The organism is Aeoliella straminimaris, from assembly GCF_024054565.1.
GTDB lineage: Bacteria > Planctomycetota > Planctomycetia > Pirellulales > Lacipirellulaceae > Aeoliella > Aeoliella straminimaris.
Genome location: NZ_JAMXLR010000055.1, coordinates 332322 through 350724, shown reverse-complemented (window position 1 = coordinate 350724; position 18403 = coordinate 332322). Strand labels below are relative to the sequence as shown.

Annotated in this window: 14 protein-coding genes; 7 read left to right on the top strand and 7 right to left on the bottom strand. The window is 60.6% G+C overall.

Annotation, left to right across the window (positions count from 1 at the left end):
- The first annotated feature begins 249 nt into the window (after positions 1–249).
- From NG895_RS16625 to NG895_RS16610, 4 genes are read left to right on the top strand one after another with little or no spacing between them, the layout of a single operon-like run.
- Positions 250–1254, top strand: a complete 1005-nt coding sequence (locus NG895_RS16625; RefSeq protein ID WP_252853651.1) for an AAA family ATPase — start codon at positions 250–252, stop codon at positions 1252–1254.
- Positions 1255–1308: 54 nt separating this feature from the next.
- On the top strand, positions 1309–2187 hold the full coding sequence (locus tag NG895_RS16620; protein WP_252853650.1) for a DUF58 domain-containing protein: 879 nt from the start codon (positions 1309–1311) through the stop codon (positions 2185–2187).
- A gap of 32 nt (positions 2188–2219) precedes the next feature.
- Complete coding sequence (locus NG895_RS16615; protein WP_252853649.1) at positions 2220–4220, top strand: vWA domain-containing protein; 2001 nt, start codon at positions 2220–2222, stop codon at positions 4218–4220.
- Positions 4217–6787 carry a FixH family protein gene (locus tag NG895_RS16610; protein ID WP_252853648.1) on the top strand — a complete coding sequence of 857 codons (2571 nt, stop codon included), beginning with the start codon at positions 4217–4219 and terminating at the stop codon, positions 6785–6787. The genes NG895_RS16615 and NG895_RS16610 overlap by 4 nt, the downstream gene beginning before the upstream one ends.
- Positions 6788–7226: 439 nt before the next feature.
- On the opposite strand, the gene NG895_RS16605 is transcribed toward NG895_RS16610, so the two are convergent.
- The 3 genes from NG895_RS16605 to NG895_RS16595 form a co-directional block, all read right to left on the bottom strand.
- Entirely contained in the window at positions 7227–7982 is a 756-nt protein-coding gene (locus tag NG895_RS16605; RefSeq protein WP_252853647.1) for a hypothetical protein, read from the bottom strand.
- Positions 7910–8536: a hypothetical protein gene (locus NG895_RS16600; protein ID WP_252853646.1), complete on the bottom strand. Its 627-nt coding sequence runs from the start codon at positions 8534–8536 to the stop codon at positions 7910–7912. The genes NG895_RS16605 and NG895_RS16600 overlap by 73 nt, the downstream gene beginning before the upstream one ends.
- 702 nt (positions 8537–9238) lie before the next feature.
- Positions 9239–10177 (bottom strand): YybH family protein, encoded by a 939-nt coding sequence (locus NG895_RS16595; protein ID WP_252853645.1) that lies wholly within the window; start codon positions 10175–10177, stop codon positions 9239–9241.
- Between the two features lie 483 nt (positions 10178–10660).
- Between NG895_RS16595 and NG895_RS16590 the strand changes: the two genes are divergently transcribed.
- Entirely contained in the window at positions 10661–11392 is a 732-nt protein-coding gene (locus tag NG895_RS16590; protein ID WP_252853644.1) for a TraX family protein, read from the top strand.
- A gap of 61 nt (positions 11393–11453) precedes the next feature.
- Positions 11454–12440, top strand: a complete 987-nt coding sequence (locus tag NG895_RS16585) for a family 43 glycosylhydrolase (protein WP_252853643.1) — start codon at positions 11454–11456, stop codon at positions 12438–12440.
- A 20-nt stretch (positions 12441–12460) separates the two neighbouring features.
- On the opposite strand, the gene NG895_RS16580 is transcribed toward NG895_RS16585, so the two are convergent.
- Together NG895_RS16580 and NG895_RS16575 are read right to left on the bottom strand one after the other, a co-directional pair.
- Complete coding sequence (locus tag NG895_RS16580; RefSeq protein ID WP_252853642.1) at positions 12461–13252, bottom strand: SDR family NAD(P)-dependent oxidoreductase; 792 nt, start codon at positions 13250–13252, stop codon at positions 12461–12463.
- Positions 13253–13264: 12 nt separating this feature from the next.
- Positions 13265–14296, bottom strand: coding sequence for a galactitol-1-phosphate 5-dehydrogenase (locus tag NG895_RS16575; RefSeq protein ID WP_252853641.1), 1032 nt, complete (start codon positions 14294–14296; stop codon positions 13265–13267).
- 764 nt (positions 14297–15060) lie between these two features.
- Between NG895_RS16575 and NG895_RS16570 the strand changes: the two genes are divergently transcribed.
- Positions 15061–15858 (top strand): hypothetical protein, encoded by a 798-nt coding sequence (locus NG895_RS16570; RefSeq protein ID WP_252853640.1) that lies wholly within the window; start codon positions 15061–15063, stop codon positions 15856–15858.
- A 92-nt stretch (positions 15859–15950) separates the two neighbouring features.
- On the opposite strand, the gene NG895_RS16565 is transcribed toward NG895_RS16570, so the two are convergent.
- Both NG895_RS16565 and NG895_RS16560 read right to left on the bottom strand, forming a co-directional pair.
- On the bottom strand, positions 15951–16970 hold the full coding sequence (locus tag NG895_RS16565) for a dipeptide epimerase (protein ID WP_252853639.1): 1020 nt from the start codon (positions 16968–16970) through the stop codon (positions 15951–15953).
- Complete coding sequence (locus NG895_RS16560) at positions 16967–18067, bottom strand: N-acetyltransferase DgcN family protein (RefSeq protein WP_252853638.1); 1101 nt, start codon at positions 18065–18067, stop codon at positions 16967–16969. The genes NG895_RS16565 and NG895_RS16560 overlap by 4 nt, the downstream gene beginning before the upstream one ends.
- Positions 18068–18403 lie beyond the last annotated feature (336 nt).

Here is an 18403-nt window from a genome sequence, read left to right as displayed (position 1 = left end):
GCAGAGGGAGGCATTTCGCTCCCTCGAGTTCAATCTTACCAAGGTTTTCTTGGATATTCGGCAAGAAACGTGGTCGGATGGCGAACAGTCCCTACACAACCCGACGAGCGAAAGGCGATTTGTCCTACGCTGTCTGGTGGTGAGAATCGGTCATTCTTTTGGGGAACACTCTACATCCAGTGTCGTCACTCCACTACAATCGGCTCGGCGGATACGAGGTTCACTACCCGGCTCGATCAGGGACCAGAGATGGAAGACGAACATCAGTTGCGTGAGGAACTTCAGCGGTTTCGCGACGATTTCAAGCGCCTGCGAGAGGAGATCGGCAAGGTGATCGTCGGCCAGCAGGCGATTGTCGATGGCGTGTTGCTGGCATTGGTAGCGGGTGGCCACGTGCTGCTCGAAGGTGTGCCAGGGCTCGGCAAGACGCTGCTGGTTCGCACGCTGGCAAGCGTGCTGCACTCTCAGTTCTCTCGTATTCAGTTCACGCCCGACTTAATGCCGGCCGACTTGATCGGTACGAACGTCTTGCTCGAGTCGGACACTGGCCAACGGAGCTTTCGTTTCGAACGAGGCCCGGTGTTTGCCAATGTGGTTCTTGCCGACGAGATCAATCGTGCGACGCCAAAGACGCAATCGGCATTGCTCGAGGCAATGCAGGAACACAGTGTCACCGTGGCGGGCGAAACCCATCGGCTTGATGGCCTGTTCTTTGTATTGGCAACGCAGAACCCATTGGAAATGGAAGGGACTTACCCGCTGCCCGAAGCGCAGCTCGACCGATTCCTGTTCAAGCTGCTGGTACCGTTTCCCACATCGGAAGACATCGAGACCATTCTGGATCGGACCACCGAGTCGAGTACCCCCGAAACTCAACGATTGTTCGACGCCGGAAGGGTGCTCGAGATGTCGCAACTCGCTCGCCGCATCCCCGTAAGCGACGAGGTGCGTCGCTACGCCATCAACGTTGTGATGGGAACGCACCCCAAACACGAGCTGGCTGGGCCAATGACCACGCAGTACGTCCGCTACGGCAGCAGTCCGCGTGGGGCGCAGGCAGTGATTCTTGCCGCCAAGATTCATGCGGTGCTCGACGAGCGATACCATGTGGCCAAGGAAGACATTCGCGCCGTGGCGGTCAACTGCCTGCGGCATCGCGTGCTGCTGAACTTCGAAGGCCAGGCCGAGGACATCAAGACCGACGATATTATCGTCAGCGTGCTGGATCATGTGGGCAAACTTCAAGTGGCATAAGCGGTCTGAATGCTCGCTGCCAGTCGATTCACGCGGACCCGACAGGTTTCATCCATGGCACTGTTCGATTCCGAATTCCTACGCCGGCTTGAATACTTGTCGCTAGTTTCGCGACGAGTGTTTCGCGGCAAGCTGCTCGCGCAGCGGCGGACCAAGCAGTTGGGCGGCGGCATCGAGTTTGCCGACCACCGCGAATATACGCCTGGCGACGACCTGCGTTACCTCGACTGGAACATCTACGCTCGATATGGAGACGTACTTCTCAAACGCTTCCAGGAGGAAGAAGACTTGCACGTCTACATCCTGCTGGACGTGTCGCAGAGCATGAGCATCGCCTCCCAGGAGAAATTCGATTACGCCCGTCGTATCGCGGCCGCGCTAGCTTACATTGCCTTGGCCGATATGGATCGCGTGTCGATCTATGCCTACGCGGACGAAGTGAAGGATATTTTGCCCATCACCCGGGGCAAAGACCGCATCCTGAGCGTGCTACGTTTCTTGGAACGCCTGGAGCCATCGGGCGAGTCGACACGGCTGAAACACGTCGCCAGCGCCCTGGTGCAACGAGCCCAACGTACAGGCCTGGCGATTGTCATCAGCGACCTTTACGACCAGCAAGGGTTTCGCGATGGGGTCGACCTGCTTCGCTATCGGCGATTCGAACCGCACTTGATCCAGCTGCATACCGTGGAAGAAGCCAACCCAACCTGGCTGGGTGACCTGGAGCTTCGCGACATCGAGACCGGCGACACGCGGAAAGTCACCATCAGCGAGCGAAAGCTCAAGCAGTACCGCGAGGTTTTTGCTGAGTTCCTGCATTCGATCGACGCCTACTGCCGCACTTACTCCCTCAGCTGCACGCGTTCGACCATCGATCTTCCCTTCGACGAATTGATCCTCCGCATGATGCGGGCCGCAGGCGTTACCGCCTGACGTGCCGGTCTGCCTCGGTTCCTTTTGCCTCTATGAACCTTCTGCAATTCGCAAACCCGATCGGATGGTGGGCCGTGGCACTCGCGGTACCCGTTATTCTGCTATATGTGTTGCGGACGCGGTTGCGACGGCAGCAGGTTTCCACGCTATTGTTTTGGGACCAGATCTTCGAAAGCAACCGTCCCCGGGCGTGGTGGCAGCAACTGCGTCGGCTGCTAAGCCTGTTGCTGCAGCTCGCTGTGCTGGCGCTGCTGGTCAGCGCGCTGGTCGACCCGCTGTGGGACTGGCAACAACAGCGGCAACGTCGGGTGGTGCTGATTCTCGACAACTCGGCAAGCATGCAAGCGGTCGATGGCGAAGGCACCACGCGGCTGCGAGCAGCAAAACAAGCGGCCAGCGCACTGGTGCGATCCCTCCGCGGTAACGACCGCATGGCGATGCTCAGCGCCGAAGGCACTCCGCGCGTCGTGATGGGAATGACCGACCACCAAAGCGGACTGATCGAGGCGATCGATAACCTTGAGCCGACCGACAGCCCTACCTCATTGGATGCCGCGGTCACCCTGGCGAAGCGGCTGCTGTCCGACATTGAAGGGGAAGGAGAAATCATCGTCTTGACGGATGGGTGCTTCTCCGCGACGGACGAATGGGAAAACGAACCTCGATTGACGCCGTACCGTGTTGGAGAGCCACTCGACAACGTTGGCATCACGCGTTACCAGGTCCGCCGCAGCCTGCTGGACGCCGTCGGCTACCAAATCCTCGTGGATGTGACGAACCACGGCGAAGAAGCCCAGAATTGCCGGCTCGAACTCACACTGGAGGGAGAATTGGTGGATGTGATACCACTCGAGCTCGAGCCCGGCCAGACCGATACCCGCGTGATCGATCACACTTCCACTCTGGGGGGACAACTTGTCGCGGAGCTGGACGTCGATGATGCGCTCGACGTCGACAACCGAGCGGTGGCTCTGCTGCCGCGCCGCGATCCAATACCGGTGGTACTTGTCAGCAAGGGCAATCTGTTCCTGAAAAGCGTGCTCGAGTCGATTCCGCTGGTCGACCTCACTATCACCAATGAGTCGCCAGATGCCGCTCCCGCTGGCGGTGTCCTGGTGTTCGATCGGCAGTCACCCGCGACGCTGCCCGCTGGTCGAGTGCTGGTGGTGGATCCGCAAACAGACACCGACTTGTGGAAACTGGGCGAGCCGATTTCAGATCCGCTCGTTGGCAGTGTCGACTCTGACTCGCCACTTACCAAGCATGTACGGCTGACGAACGTCGCGTTTCCCGATGCACGACAACTCGATTTTCAGGTCGACGCCGCACCGCTAATCCAGAGCGCCATGGAGCAACCGCTGTTTGCCCGGCTTCCCCGCAAAGTGGGCGACGCCGTGGTGCTCACGTGCAGTCTCGAAAAAGGAGACTTACCACTACGCATCGCTTTTCCGGTGTTGATGAAGAACACGATCGAGTGGTTCATGGGTGAGCAAGGTGAACTGAGTCCTGCGATTCCGACGGGCGAGATGCTAAGCGTGTCCCTAGCCCCTATCCAAGCGGGAAAGCCCGGCACTGCCGAGCCAGCGGTCGAGGAAGCCGACCCGGAGGCCAAGGACGCGGACGCCAAACTGACCGTCGTCGAGCAAGCCCCGGAAACCGACGAGGTTCAATACGTCCTCGTAAGCCCGGCGGATTCCCAACGCCCTCTCGCCGCAGCAAGCGACCGCGCCATTATCGGACCGCTGCTGACGACAGGGGTGTGGTCGATTCACAATGGCGAAGACTACGAAAAGCAGGCCGCCAACGCAGCCACTCAGACTGACGCTTCGGTCGAAGTGCCAGGCGTCCAAGTTGCGTGCAATCTGGTAAACAAGCGTGAGAGTGACCTGCGTAGCCGAATCGACATCTCCAATATCGATGAACTGCAGTTGCTATCCCTTGGCGGCCATTCACTTTGGTTCTACCTGACGATGTTGTCGGTTGGTCTGATCGCTACTGAATGGTGGCTCTATCAGCGAAGGATCGTTGAATGAGCACCGAACACCAAACCATTGACTTCGCGCTAGAACTCTTGCGCCCCCATATGCTCTGGGTCCTTTTGTTGCTGGTGCCGGTTGGCTGGTACTTCCACCGCAGCCTCAGCGACTTCCCCTGGCCACAACGACTTGCCTCGCTCGTTTTACGCTCGCTGATCGTCCTGTTGCTGGTCCTTGCTTTGTCCGGCCTGGTGCTGCTCAAGCCGACGTCGACCATGTATGTCGTTTTCGGCATTGATCGCTCGCTTAGCGTCGACGAAGCGGCGTCAGAGCAAATCGACGAGCTCGTCGAACAGGTTGCGCAGACCGCCGGAGAAAACCGTGTTGCCTACATGGACTTCGCCAGCGAAGCGTCGGCATTGAAGGAGACGAGCGACGGCGCAGCAATCGCCGACGACGAGGCGCGTCGTGGAACCAACCTGGCGCATGCCATCGAGATGGCCACCGCTGCAATTCCTCCCGGCTACGTGCCGCAGGTGGTGTTGCTTACCGACGGCCGTGAGACTTCTGGCGACGCGGTCCAGGCCGCCGCGGTTAGCTCGAGTCCGATCAGCGTGATGCCTCTCCCGGTGCGGGACGACCCGGAAGTTCAAGTGGCTGAGGTTGTCGCACCAGCCGAAGTGCGGCAGGGTGAGCCATTCTATGTAGAGGTCGTCATTTCATCGAACCATGAGGACGAAGGCTACATCGACGTCTACCGTGGCGATCTGTTGGCAAACGAGCAGTCCGAGCCGGTGAAGATCAAGGTCGGCGAAACTCGATTCCGCTTCCGCCAGAGCATCGACAACGAAAGCCAAACCGACTACGCCGTGCGACTCCGCGACTTTGACGACTCGCTGGTCGACAACAATTCGGCTTCCGCCGTGGTGTTTGCTTCCGGCAAGCCGAGCGTTCTGGTGGTGGATGCATCCGTGAACGAGAGCAATCACTTTCGCTGGGCACTCGAAGAGCAAGACATCTCGGTGCAGGTACGCCCTGCAGAAGCGATTCCGCGTTCCCTGGCCGAATTGCAGAAGTTCGATTGCCTGGTCTTGTCGAACATTCCGGCCACCAAAATGACAATGCACCAGATGGAGATCATTCGGACCTACGTCGAAGACCTCGGCGGTGGGTTGGTCATGATCGGCGGCGACCAGTCATTTGGTCTGGGCGGCTACTACAAAACGGCTCTCGAAGAGATCTTGCCGGTCCGGAGCAACTTCGAGAAAGAGAAAGAGAAGCCCAGCCTCGCGATGGTGCTGGTTATCGATAAATCGGGCTCCATGGGGGGCGAGAAGATCGAACTGGCCAAAGACGCGGCGAAGGGGGCAGCCGAATTGCTCGGACCCAAGGATCAACTGGGGGTCATCGCGTTCGATGGAGCCAGCTACTGGGTGAGCGAGATCCACTCGGCCGCCGACAAGGGGTATATCATCGACCGCATCAGCACCATCGAGGCCAGCGGAGGCACCAGCATCTATCCTGCCCTGGCAGACGCCTACGACGGTTTGATCGGCACCACGGCGAAGCTCAAACACGTCATCCTGCTCACAGACGGCCACAGCGGCCCGGGCGACTTCGAAGGCATTGCCAACGACATGGTGGCCGCACGAATCACCCTGAGCGGTGTTGCCGTCGGCGGCGCGGCCGATCAGCAACTGCTCGAAACGCTCGCCCAAACGGGTGGCGGGCGTTTCTATCTGTGCGACGATCCGGCGAGCGTGCCGCAGATCTTCGCCAAGGAAACCGTCGAAGCGTCCAAGTCGGCGATCAACGAGTTGCCCTTCGTGCCGCTGCTCGTGCGGCCGACTCAGGTGCTTTCGGGCATCGATCTCGAGGCAGCCCCTTTTCTACTTGGCTACGTGATCACGCGGCCAAAGCCGACAAGCGAGTTCATCTTGTCGAGTGAAGCCGGCGATCCGGTCTTGGTTTGGTGGCGTTACGGGCTGGGTGTAACCGTGGCGTTCACCTCCGACGCCAAGAGTCAGTGGGCCGCTGAGTGGCTCACGTGGCCCGATTTTTCGCGATTCTGGTCGCAAGTCATCCGCCACGCCATGCGAAAAAGCGATGCGAAAGGCGTATTTGTCGAAGTTGAACGAAGCGGCGACCAGGCTCGCGTGGTGGTCGATTCGGTGGACGTCGCGGGACGGTTTATCCATGCGGCCGATACGAAGATGACCCTCATCCGTCCGAACCTGGATAAAGAGGATGTCACGCTCGAACAGACTGCGCCCGGGCGGTACGAAACGAAGTTTACCGCCGATGATCGCGGCGCCTATCATTTGGAGCTGTCCCAACAGCAGAACGGTCAGGTTACCTTTCGGCAAACGCGCGGCGTGGTGGTTGGTTATCCGGATGAGCTTCGCTTGGGGATTCCCAACGAAACGCTGATGCATCGGATCGCAGAAGTATCGGGAGGACGTTACAGTCCAAAAGTTGAGGAAATCTTCGATCCCGATGACCGCCTGGCGCGGCAAGTCGTCCGCCTGTGGCCCTATCTACTTGGAGCGGCGCTTGTGCTGTTCGTATTCGACGTGGCGCTCAAGCGACTCGACTTGGCACCGCTCTTCCGGAACGCGGTGTAGTGCCAGAGGAGGTTCACCGAGGTCATAGTCGCTGATGGGGAGATGCGCCCTTCCTTTCCATAGCGGCTCCTCTCGGTGCATTCTCTTAGCAAGCGGCCCCAGCCATGCTGACGCGTGTTTCCGCCGCGAGGTGGCAGAGGCGTAGGGTTGGCGCAAACGGTGTTCCAGCACAGCATGCTTAGGACGCGATCCATAAACCGGGCACAACAGCGGGGAAGGTTGATTGTACAAGTTGGGCTTGGTCCTCTGAAACTTGCGCTCATCGATTGCAGTTTGGCTTTCTGCGAACTCGCTGAGCCGCCAGTTTGTCGCCGCGGGCAAGATGTCCATTCTGGTGGGCATCAAACGCTAGTCAGTTGCCAGTGACTAAGCCCCGCGCAGTCCGGCCACCCTGCCCTAACGAACAAGTGGCACCGTCTCGGTTTTCGCGGAGCACCGTTCACTCGGTGTCAGGATTCTCCAGCCGCACCAGCAACCAGTTTTCGACCCGGTCGGGGCCGTAGTGCACCATTATGGGGGCTTCTGGCTGAGTGAGATTGTAGAGACCCGTCTCGATGACGATGTCCTCGCTGTCGCCAACTCTCAGGGCGACTCGTTGAGTTTCCTTATCTACCTGTCCCAGCAGGGTTTGGGTGATATCGGTGGATTCGTCGTAGAGGGTGCCACTGACGATTCCTTCCTTGTTCACCGCCAGTTGCACAAAGCGCGTGGGCTCCGTTTCCTTTTGGCTGGAGGATACGGCAAACGTCCCCAGCGGCATCCAGTCTGCCTCCTCCGCAGCCTGCTGCGTGGTTGGCGGGTCGACCGTTGCCAGGGCTGCAGCACTTGCGGCGAAGTCTTGCGGCGAGCCAACTACTTGGCCGTCGACGTAGACCGCGTTGTTCTCGTAGTAGACGTTGCCACCTGCTCCGTAGTCGTAGTAAATCGGCTCTTGCCAAACCGTGGCAGGCGCAGACCAGGTGAACCAGTTGCTCAGACCCGCGAACGTCGGCACCGTCCACCAGTAGCTTGAAGGGTAGCGGTCGAAGCAGTAGCCGTAGTGCCAGCCGCCGATGCCGTGGTAATGGCCGGCCCACCACGTGGGGGTGAAAAAGTTGTTGTAGTAATTGAAGTTGTTGAAGTTCACTCGAACATTGTCTCCCCAATTGTTCCAGCGAGCGTAGCGGCCCGGGTGTCGGTCGACCCAGTTGCCCATGCCGTAACCAGGACGTCCCGGCCGCGGCCAACGGTCGTGTACGTTGTTCCACCCTGGACGATTTGCCCATCCTGGACGGTTGTGGATGCCGCCATTGTCCCACCACCCATCTCCGGGGCGATTCGGTCGGTTGGGCCGGTTCGGTCGGCCGGGGCGATCTGGTCTGCCTGGTCGGTTGCCGCCACCAGCAATCCAGTCGGGTCGGTCGGGGCGGTTACCAGTGCCGGGTCTGCCGGGCCGGTCCCCACCGCCGCCAGGTCGACCTGGACGGTCGCCAGTGCCGGGTCTGCCGGGCCGATCCCCACCAGCGCCGGGTCGACCTGGACGGTCACCAGTGCCAGGTCTGCCGGGCCGATCCCCACCGGCGCCAGGTCTGCCAGGACGGTCGCCACCAGTACCGGGGCGGCCTGGCCGATTGCCGATTTCGCCAGGGAGCGTTGTGGGACGGCCTGGACGATTGCCAGCGCCTGGCCGGTTGCCACCACCGGCCAAGCCACCGCTGCCGCCGCCAGGACGTACCGGCCTGTCGAGTCCCAGGAAGTCGCCGATTCCACCGGGAGTTGGTCGCGAACCGGGCCGGTTCGTTCCTCCCGGTCGGTTGGCTCCCGGGCGGCCGGCTAGACCTGGCTGATTGCTCCCGGGCTTGTTGCCAATATTTGGGCGATTCGATCCAGGACGCGTCGATGGACGCGTGCCAACGTTAGGACGCTGGTTGTTGGGTCGCTGCGCCACCGAAGGACGACCTCCACCAGGTCGCGAACCGATGCTGGGCAAGCTGGTGTTCGGTCGTTGAGCGTAGGCGGGGCGAGATGTGCTGGGCCGAGACATGCTCGGTCGAGAACTTCCCGGGCGTGTTGTGGGTCGCGAACTGTAATTAGGACGCGAGCCCCGGTTGGGGCGGCTGGCAGGCCGGCTGCTTGGCTTGAGCCCACCACTTGGTTTGCTGATATTGGGACGCTGCGCAGGTCGACTTGCACTCGGCCGGGATTTTGGACGACTCGTACTGGGCCTGCTCGCTGAGGGTCGGCTTGGCTTCCTCGACGAACCACCCATTTTGGGCATGCTGGTTTTGGGGCGAGGAGCGGGACGTTTCGCCCCTCCTCCGCCGCGCGAGGCGGCCGGGCGGCCGCCACCTCTGCCTCCCCCCTTGCCTCCACCCCCGCGACCGACAGCCAGGCTGTCATCGGCGATCATCAGTACTAATGCAAAGGCAATCGAGATGACCCCGATGCGTGACGATGTATTACCAGTATGCATCACGAAGCTCCTTCCGTTTGGGGAGTCTCTGTTGCAGGAGCTTGCTCATCCGCAATCCGCACGACAGTCACCGGATCGGAAGAGGGTAAAGGTTCGCCGTCGAGCGACTCACCGATTTTCTGCACTTGCAGAGTATCGTCATCGATCTTGGTAATCACGGTGGTCCCTGACGCCAGGGTGCCGTCGCTTTGTATCTGATTCATTTTGATGATCCACTCGTCGCCGTTGTTCGACACGGTGCCATCGCCAAAGGTGCCATCAGAGTGAAATGTCCAGGTGCGAATCTGCTTGGCTAGCGGATCCCAGCCAAAGACCTGTGTCCCGGACGCATCCTCACCGTCTTCGTACTGGGCGTGGTAGGAGCGAAGCAAGAAAGCCTGGCTGGGCGACCAGCGGACCGTTGAGGTCACCGTGGCGCCATCGATCTGATCTTGCCAGGTACCCACGGCCCACTCCAGTTCTTTCAGGGCGTCGTAGGGAGTAGGTGGGGTGGGGAGATCGCGTTCGTGCGAACTGGCAATCAGCCACTTGCCGCCCTGCTTCTTCAGCACGGCGGTAAAGATGGCCTGTGTCGGTTCCCCAGGTCCCGTGATCAGGGTAACGTCCCCTTCGGCGATGGCAACATCATCGCCCACCATCTGCACGTGCTCGACCGCGCCGGTCAGTTGAGCATTTGGGAAGTCCTCAAAGAACCGCTTGAACTCCGTCAGCAATGCTTCACGGCCTTCGGTCCGCTCGCCAGATTCTTCTTGAACCGACACCGCATCGGTTGTCCAATATTCCACCACCGGCGCCGCGTCACCTTGGTTGAAGGTTTCCACGTACGACGTAAGTCGCTGCCGCACCACCGCAGCGGCGTCTTCGTCCGGTTCTTGTGCTTGGCCAGCGAGTGGACAAACCGCGATGGCCCACAGGCCCAGGATTACATGCCGCTTCATAGCTCTCGCTCCGGTGAATAGAGGGAATGCAAACGAGTCTGGTCTCATCGCTATGGCAACCGCTGCCGAAGGCGGATGGCACGAAGAGTCACGCAGCGCGAATTGAACACTTGCTGGCGCAAGGTGCAACCGGGTTTCTCGCTACCGGGACTCAACGAATCCCTGCAGTGTCGCGGCAGAAGAGTGAGACCATTGTCTGGCGGCTCCTGGCACTTGTCAACCTTTTAACTATTGAAGCAACCTTGGCAGGATTGTGGAGTGACGAGATTTCCAGGCCTCCGCGGATGCGTGCCACCGCTGCCGTGGGCGTGTACGGTTCCTGGAGGTAGTTAGTGCGATGGTGGCAGTCCGCAACGAAATGTGGCTTGTGGGGCACCTCATGCGCATAACGCGCTCCGGTCCGCATGCTAAAATAGAGGGTCCTCCAGCCTGCGCTGGATCCATCCGCTATTCCAGTCTCGCAACCTGCGAGCCGCCGTTGGCATGAAGCATCGTACAGTTTTCGAGATTCACGATCATGCAGTGGGCAGCATGGGGAGAATGCCGGAGTCTTGGTTGGCTGCGTGTCGAGTGGGTGCGGTGAATTGGGCTGTTGTACGGCTGCTGGCGGTGGCATCGATGGTCGTCGACCATGCGGCCATCATTTTTGGCGGCGGCATGGGATGGCGATTGCTTGGGCGAGCAGCGATTCCCGGGTTCTTTCTGCTGTTGCTCGCGGGGCTGGAGCGCACAAGCAGTCGCGAGAAGTACGCGGCCAGGCTGTTTCTGGTCGGTATCGTAGCGCAAGGAGTGTACAGCGCATTCTGGATGACCGACACGTTGTGCATTCTGTTCACGTTGGGGCTGGTGGTCTTGTTGGCTGAACGACGCGCCGCCGAAGTGGTGCTCGTCGTTGCGGCGCTCGCAGGTGTCGAGTGGTGGCGGAGCGATGTGATTCTCGAGGGAGGTGCATGGTCCGTGGGGCTGCTGGTGCTGGGGCATCATGCGGGACGGCGCTGGTGGCTAGCGAGCGTGTCGGCGGCGTCGTTCGCCGTGTACTTGTGGCCCTTTGCAACCTGGTGGGGCGTGGCGTTCGGCGCAGAGTCCGCCGCGTGGGCCACGATCCTGTGGTTCGGTACTCGTTTCGCCTGGGACGCACCGACCTGGATGCGCACCGGCTGGTGGTGGTACTGGTTCTATCCATTGCACATGGCGCTGTTGCTGGTACTCGAATAGTACGGGCCGCGTGATCCGGTATAATGGTCGGCAGACTTTTGGATTCTCGAGGAGCCAGGCCGTGCGATATCTTCCCGCTACCATCGTTTTCATTCTCGCCGCACTGTTGTCTTCCGCCTCGGCCACTGCCGAGCAAGTGCTGCTCATTACCTACTTCGACTCCAACGGCGAGAATGGCGTGTTCCTGGCCGCCAGTCGCGACGGACGGACGTTCTACAAGCTGAACGATGGCAAACCCATCTTCCGACCGCCACGCTGGAAGGGGCAGAGTCTCACCCGCGATCCTTCCGTGGTGTGGCACGATGGGCTGTTTCACATGGTGTGGACCTCCAACTGGAACGGCAATGTCCTGGGTTATGCCAACTCGCAGGACATGGTGGAGTGGAGCGAGCCGCAAATGATTCAGCCCTTCCCTGAAGGCCAGGAGCAACCGAACAACATCTGGGCCCCGGAACTTTTCCACGACCCCGTAGCCGACGACTTTAAAATCGCGTGGGCCTCCACCTTGCCTAGCGAACTGAACGACGACGATGGCAGTGCCGATCGGCACGGTGGCGACCACCGGATGTACTACCTCAGCACCAAGGATTTTCAGACGTTCTCCAAGCCAGAACTGCTGGTCGAGGATCAAAACTACAGCATGATCGATGGGTTCATGGTGTACGACGAGCCGAACGAGCGTTGGGTGACGAGTGTAAAGAGCGAAGTTTCGCCCGAGCGTGGTGGCAAGAACCTTCGCCTGGCATTCAGTCCGCCGAAGATCTCTCCCCGCAGCTTCAAAAAAGTCTCTGGTCCCATCGTCGGGCCGGGCAGTCCAGTGCGGTCCGATAGTTGGGCCGAGGGGGCGTCGCTCGTGCGTTGGCATGGCAAGTGGCTGTTGTACTGGGACTGCTACACCAAGCATCACTATGGTCTGGCGGAGTCCGACGATCTCGAGTCCTGGCGCGACCAGACCGACCAACTCGAGTTCCCCGTCCAGCATCCGCGGCATGGCACCGTATTCGTGGCCGACACCGAGCAGCTTGGCTGGGAACTGCCCGCCGAGTAACCCGCGATCAAGGCTTCGAGTCAAACGTCATCGAGTGTGGCCTTGGTGGCGCCGGTACTGATACCTCCGTCGACTAGTAGCGTCTGCCCCGTGATGTACTCGCTGGCGTCGGAGGCCAGGAACACAACGGATCCCGCCAAGTCGCCCGGCTGACCAGGTCGGCGCAGCGGAATGCGATCCTTCAGGTAGTCGACCCACTGCTCGTTCTCGTACAGCACCTTGTTCTGCTCGGTGCGAAACCAGCCCGGGGCCAGGCAGTTCACTGTGACACCGTGCCGGCCCCAGTCGTCGGCCAGGCTCATGGTCAGTTGCTTCACACCACCGCGACTCGCGCAATAGGGTGCAAGCCCCGCGTAGCCCATCACTGACGTGACCGAGCCAATGTTGATAATCCGCCCGTAACCTCGCTCGACCATGTGCCTGCCGATGGCCTGGGCGACGAAGAACGTTCCGCGAAGATTCGTATCGAGCACCAGGTTCCAATCGTCCCAGGTTACTTCGAGTGCCGGTTTGCGGACGTTGCAGCCTGCGTTGTTCACCAGGATGTCGATCTTGCCATAGGCAGCGATGGCGGCGGACGCAAACTGCGTGATGCTCGATTCGTCGCGCAGGTCGAGCGCGAGCGGTACGGCTCGCCGGCCGCCGGCTTCGATTTCGGCGACAAAGTCGGTCATGTCTTCCGGGTTGCGACTCGTTATCACCAGATCGGCGCCGGCGGCAGCCAGCGCACGACCAAATTGCTGGCCCAGCCCCCGGCTGGCGCCTGTGACAATGGCAACCTTGCCCGAAAGATCAAATGCGTTGTGCGACATCAAGCTATTCCATCAAGGGGTGAGGACGACTTTCATCAGGCCAGGTTCGCGGGCGTACAGACGCTCGAACCAGCGTGGGCCATCTTCCAGCGGTGCCTGCGCGGTAAGCAGCGGCGCCACGTTGATAGCGCCCGAGGCCATCAGTTCGATGCATCGCGGATAGTCGCCCTGCGAGGCGCAGGATCCGTACAGCGTTAGCTCTCGCGTTACCACCGCTTGCAGTGGAAGTTCGACCTGGGGACTTACGTTGCCGATTAACGTTACGGAGCCACCTTTGGCAACGCAGTGGATGGCCGCCGCAATGGGCTCGGTCGCCCCCACCGCTTCGAATGCTGCCGCGGCGCCTCGACCGGATGTGAGCTCTTGCACCACCCCGACGGGATCTTGTTGCTGCGAATTAACCGTGACGCTTGCGCCCAACTGTTTGGCCAGTTCCAGGCGGGTGTCGTCCAGGTCGGTGGCCACCACTTGCCCCGCGCCGGCGGCCCGCAGTGCCTGAATGGTCAACAGGCCAATCATCCCTGCGCCCACCACTACAGCCGTATCGCCGGCCGCAACCTCCGAACGATTCACCGCGTGCACCGCAACCGACACCGCTTCGATCAGCGCCGCGTGTTCCATAGGAAGCGAATCCGGCAGTCGATAGACGATCCGAGCGGGCACCGTCACGTATTCGGCGAACGCACCGTGACGCCGATAGTCGCCGCACGAGACGCCCAACACCTGGCGGTTGTCGCAAAGATTAACTTTGCCAGCCTGGCAGAAGTCGCACTGGCCGCAATAGACGGTCGAGTCGAACGTTACCCGTTCGCCCACTCTGAAATCGCGAACCCCCTGCCCTACCTGCTCAATGACGCCCGCCGCCTCATGACCCATGACGAGCGGCGGGATTCGCCGGCCGGTACTGCCGTCGTAGCCGTGGACATCGCTGCCGCAAATTCCGCAGGCCGCCACGCGGATCAGCACTTCGTCATCCAGAATATCGGGCAGCGGCACATCCGTGAGTTCCAGTTGCTTCGCGGCGGTCAGTAGCAGGGCTTTCATGGGGCGGGGCTCGTCCTGATTGGTGGGGTGTTCCGTAGCGATTCTATCGCACTCGTGACGGCCGCTCGATCTGCCTAAACCACCGGAAGCTCGATTGTTTTGCCACTAGCTTTTGCCCCACATCTTGGGTATTTACATCCATGGTCCCAAAACTCAGCTGGTAACGAAACGGCGGTCGTTCGTAAGTCCTTATTATTAAATGGGTTATGGTTTATTGTCGGGTAAAGGGCCAGGGGGTTTTCCCCCATCGGTTCACCGCAGGTGGGGAGAACTCCGTGTCGGACGATGCCACCGACTGCCGGAACCCGTCGGGGAAACATCTCGCGGGTTCACCCTTACCTACTCATCCACTAACGGCGTCCCCGAAGTTCGCCACAACGCGGCCTGCCGAACACGCTCTTATGACTCAGGAGGTGTACATATCGCCACTCATTCATTAGAGCAAAACGTCGCCTGATTGCAACCAGATTCCTGAAGGCCACGAGGGTAGCGCTTTCGCTCCGGCTGCGACTGAGCATCCCGCATGGAGGCAGCGATTCAGGGTGGGGGCGACTCGATTTCGATGCCACTGTGCGCTCCAGTAAAAACTTTATGCGAAAGGTCCAAATGCGTTTTTGGCTGGGACACAGCAACTGCTATACTGCCGACGCCTACCTATAGGAGATTGCCCGAAGGTCCTGTTCGCGGCTTTTTCGGGACCGCTTCTACGCCCAGGCGAGGCAAGCATGCCTCGCCCCTGCCCTCGATTTCAAGGAGTGCGTTTCATGTCGCTGCCGATCGCTCGTATGCCGCTGGTTGTCTTGCTTCTGACGCTTGCCACTTCAGTAAACGTGTTGGCAGCGCCCCCCAGCGATCTGCAAGAGCGCGAGCGGAACACGCCCGATTTGCCGCAGTCGCAACAGAGCTTGCCGGGCCGTGGCGGGCAGTACTGTGGCCCCGTATCGGCCAGCAACGCCCTGGCCTGGCTGGCGGGACGAGGTTACCCCGAGTTGTTGCCAGCCTCGCAACTGGAGCTCGCTCGCACGCTCGGCTCGCCCGAGCGAATGAACACGGCCAAGACCCGCGGCACCGGTCCGCAGGCCATGATTCGTGGTTTGGTCGGCTACGTACAGGAGCGTGGTTACAAGATCGAGCAAATCGATTACTACGGCTGGCGCAAGGTGAAGGGAGATTCGGTGAACGTCGAACCAGGGCATCCCAATGCAATGGAAATTGCCCGCACACTCGACACCAACTCCATCGGGCTGCTGAACGTGGGGTGGTACAAGCAAGAGGGCGACAATTTTCGTCGGGTCGGCGGGCATTGGGTCACACTGTTGGGGGCCGATGAAAACTATCCAGCCACCTTTGTCGTTCACGACCCCGCCGGGCGCAGTCCGCAGGGAACGCACGAACGGGTAACCGCCCAGCAGATCGAAACCGGCAAGTTGATTAACCCTCGGCGCAAGTCGGAGCTCGACGCAGCCGGCGCATGGCAGTTGGGAGGCGAGCTGAAGATCAACACGCGCAAAGGCGCTACCACGTCGGTGCTCGACAATGTGGTAGTGCTGCGACTCGAGTAATCGGTCGCTATCTCCTGCGAGACACGCCCGCAGCGCGACAAGCTCGCCGCAAACCGAGGGCAAAGCATCGCAACTGCAACTTGCTGCCCGATCTAGTCCTTCAGCCGAGCACCGGTGCCCGGGCCATCGGCCAGGTTAACCTTGCCGTGATCAACCACCACGCCGGTGGCGGGATCGTTGCCCAGCAGGATCGCGCCGTCCAGATCGGCAAAGTCCAGCAGCGGTAGCAGTTGCGAGGCAGCCGAGATGCCGATGGATGTTTCGACCATGCAGCCGACCATCGTTTTAAGACCCATTTCGCGGGCCTTGGTCAGCATCAGCACCGCGGGAGTCAGGCCACCGCATTTGCAGAGTTTGACGTTGATGCCGTGAAATACTTCGCCGCACGGTTCGACATGCTCTGGCACCCGGCAGCTTTCGTCGGCCAGCACCGGCAGGTGGCTTCCTTCATACACCTTCTTGAAGTCGGCGCGCGGGGCGTCGAACGGCAGGGGCTGCTCGATGAATTCCACCCCCAGGTCGGCCAGTTGCTTGGACTTTTCAATCGCTTCGTCGGCGGTCCAGGCGCAGTTGGCATCGATCCGCAGCTTGGCGTCGGTCGCTCCCCGCAGTGCTTCGATGATCTCGATGTCGCGCGGCGTGCCGAGTTTCACCTTGTAGTTGTTCCAGCCGGGGTTCTCTTTAAGATTGGCCACCATGGCATCCGTGTCGTCGATGCCGATGGTCAGACTCGACTCGGGCATGCCCGTCCACTCGAGGCCCCAGTTTTCGAAGCAGGTCTTTCCCGCCAGGCGGCCTGCCAGGTCCTGGCACGCAATGTCGAGGGCCGACAGGGCGAACATGTCGTTGGCCAGTTCCGCGACGACCGCGTTGTACACCTCGTCGCCTCGGACAACGTCCAACTGCTCAATCGTCGGGAGGACCTTGTTGATCGATGCACTGATCGATTCCAGCGTGTGGCCATAGTAGTCGTTGGCTGTGGTCTCGCCAAAACCCCGTTTGCCATTGTGCTCCATCTCGACGATCAGCACGGGCTGTTCGGTTATCGTGCCACGGGAGATCGTAAAGGGTTTCTTCAGCGGTGCGGTACGCTCGTGCAACGAGACCTTCATCCAATTACCTCGGCTCTAAATTTTTCCACAGCATCGGCCAGCACACCGGCGCCATGTCGGTAGACATCGCAGGCTGGCAATCCGAGTTCATCCTGCACTCTGCCGACCTCCTCGTCCAGGGCCGCATCGTCCAGTTTGCGGCCGTTTATGGCCACACCGATCACACGGCAGGGGTAACGCAGGCTTCCGACGGTTTCATAAAGCCGCACCAGCTCGTCCAGTGGCTTCAGCGGGACATGCGCCAGCTCCTTCACCGCGGTGCGGCCGGCCTCGTAGCAAAGCACCAATCCTTGGGGGGCACAGCCGTGCAGCAAGCCCAGGGTCACGCCCGAGAAGCTAGGGTGCGACAGGCTGCCCTGCCCTTCGATGAGCATGATTTCGGCATCCGTGTTTCGCAGCAGCAGTTGTTCGACGGCGCCGCTGACGAAGTCGGCCACCACGCAGTCCACGGGCACGCCATCGCCGCCGATCATGATGCCGGTTTGCCCGGTGGCCAGGAACCTGGCGTTGGCGCCGCGTTGCTGTAGCTCGTTGGCCAGCTCTAACGACACCACCATCTTGCCGACGCTGCAATCGTGTCCCACGGTGTGGATGCGAAGATTGTTGGCCGGGAATGTGGCGTGGCCAGCCACGGTGTGCTCGCGGTTGCGGCGAACGTCGATCAGCTTGGCTTCATGCTGACTGGCTGCGGCCACCAGTTGGCCATCGTTCACAAGAAAGTCGTGCAGACCCGAAACGATGTCGACGCCGCTCGAGATCGCCTCGAGCATGATCGGCTTCCACGCTTCGGGCAACTTGCCTCCGGCGGGCGCAATGCCGATGAACAATGCGTCGGCGTCAGGCGCTTCGGCCACCGAACCGACGACGGGAATATCGCCCCCAACTCCAAATAGCTGCCCGGTGGTGGTGCCCTTCTCGCTGCGGTCCAGCACTGCAGCGATGTCTTGCTGCCGGTAGCGGAGCAGACCGGTCGCGGTCTTCGCCGAACTGGAACGAGAGGCGCCATCGGTGAGAATCACGATATTCTTGTAGCCAAGCAGGTCGACACGCGCAGGTTCTGATTGAGAGCCGACTCCAGCGTCTGTTCTGGTGGACATCGCGCTTGGTCTGGATTGATCTGTGCGTGTCTGGAACACGATGAGGCATCCTTCGGAAAAATGATGGCGGGTGAAATGCGGGCAGCGGAGTATTGCGTCGTGCTCGAGTGCAGCGGCGTCTTAGTTACCTAAAGTACTTGCTGGACTAGCTTTGGGCTCATAGTGGGTGACGCAATAATCAGGTGAAATTGCGCACTCGACTAGCCGGCAGATGCTCGGCTGCTGGAGTGTCGCGGTTGGGGGCACTGGAGAGCCTGGCCGGCTGTCATGGACACCTCGGCACACCGAGTTGCCGCGATCTATTCAACCGTGACTGGGCAACCCCCAGCTTCGCTG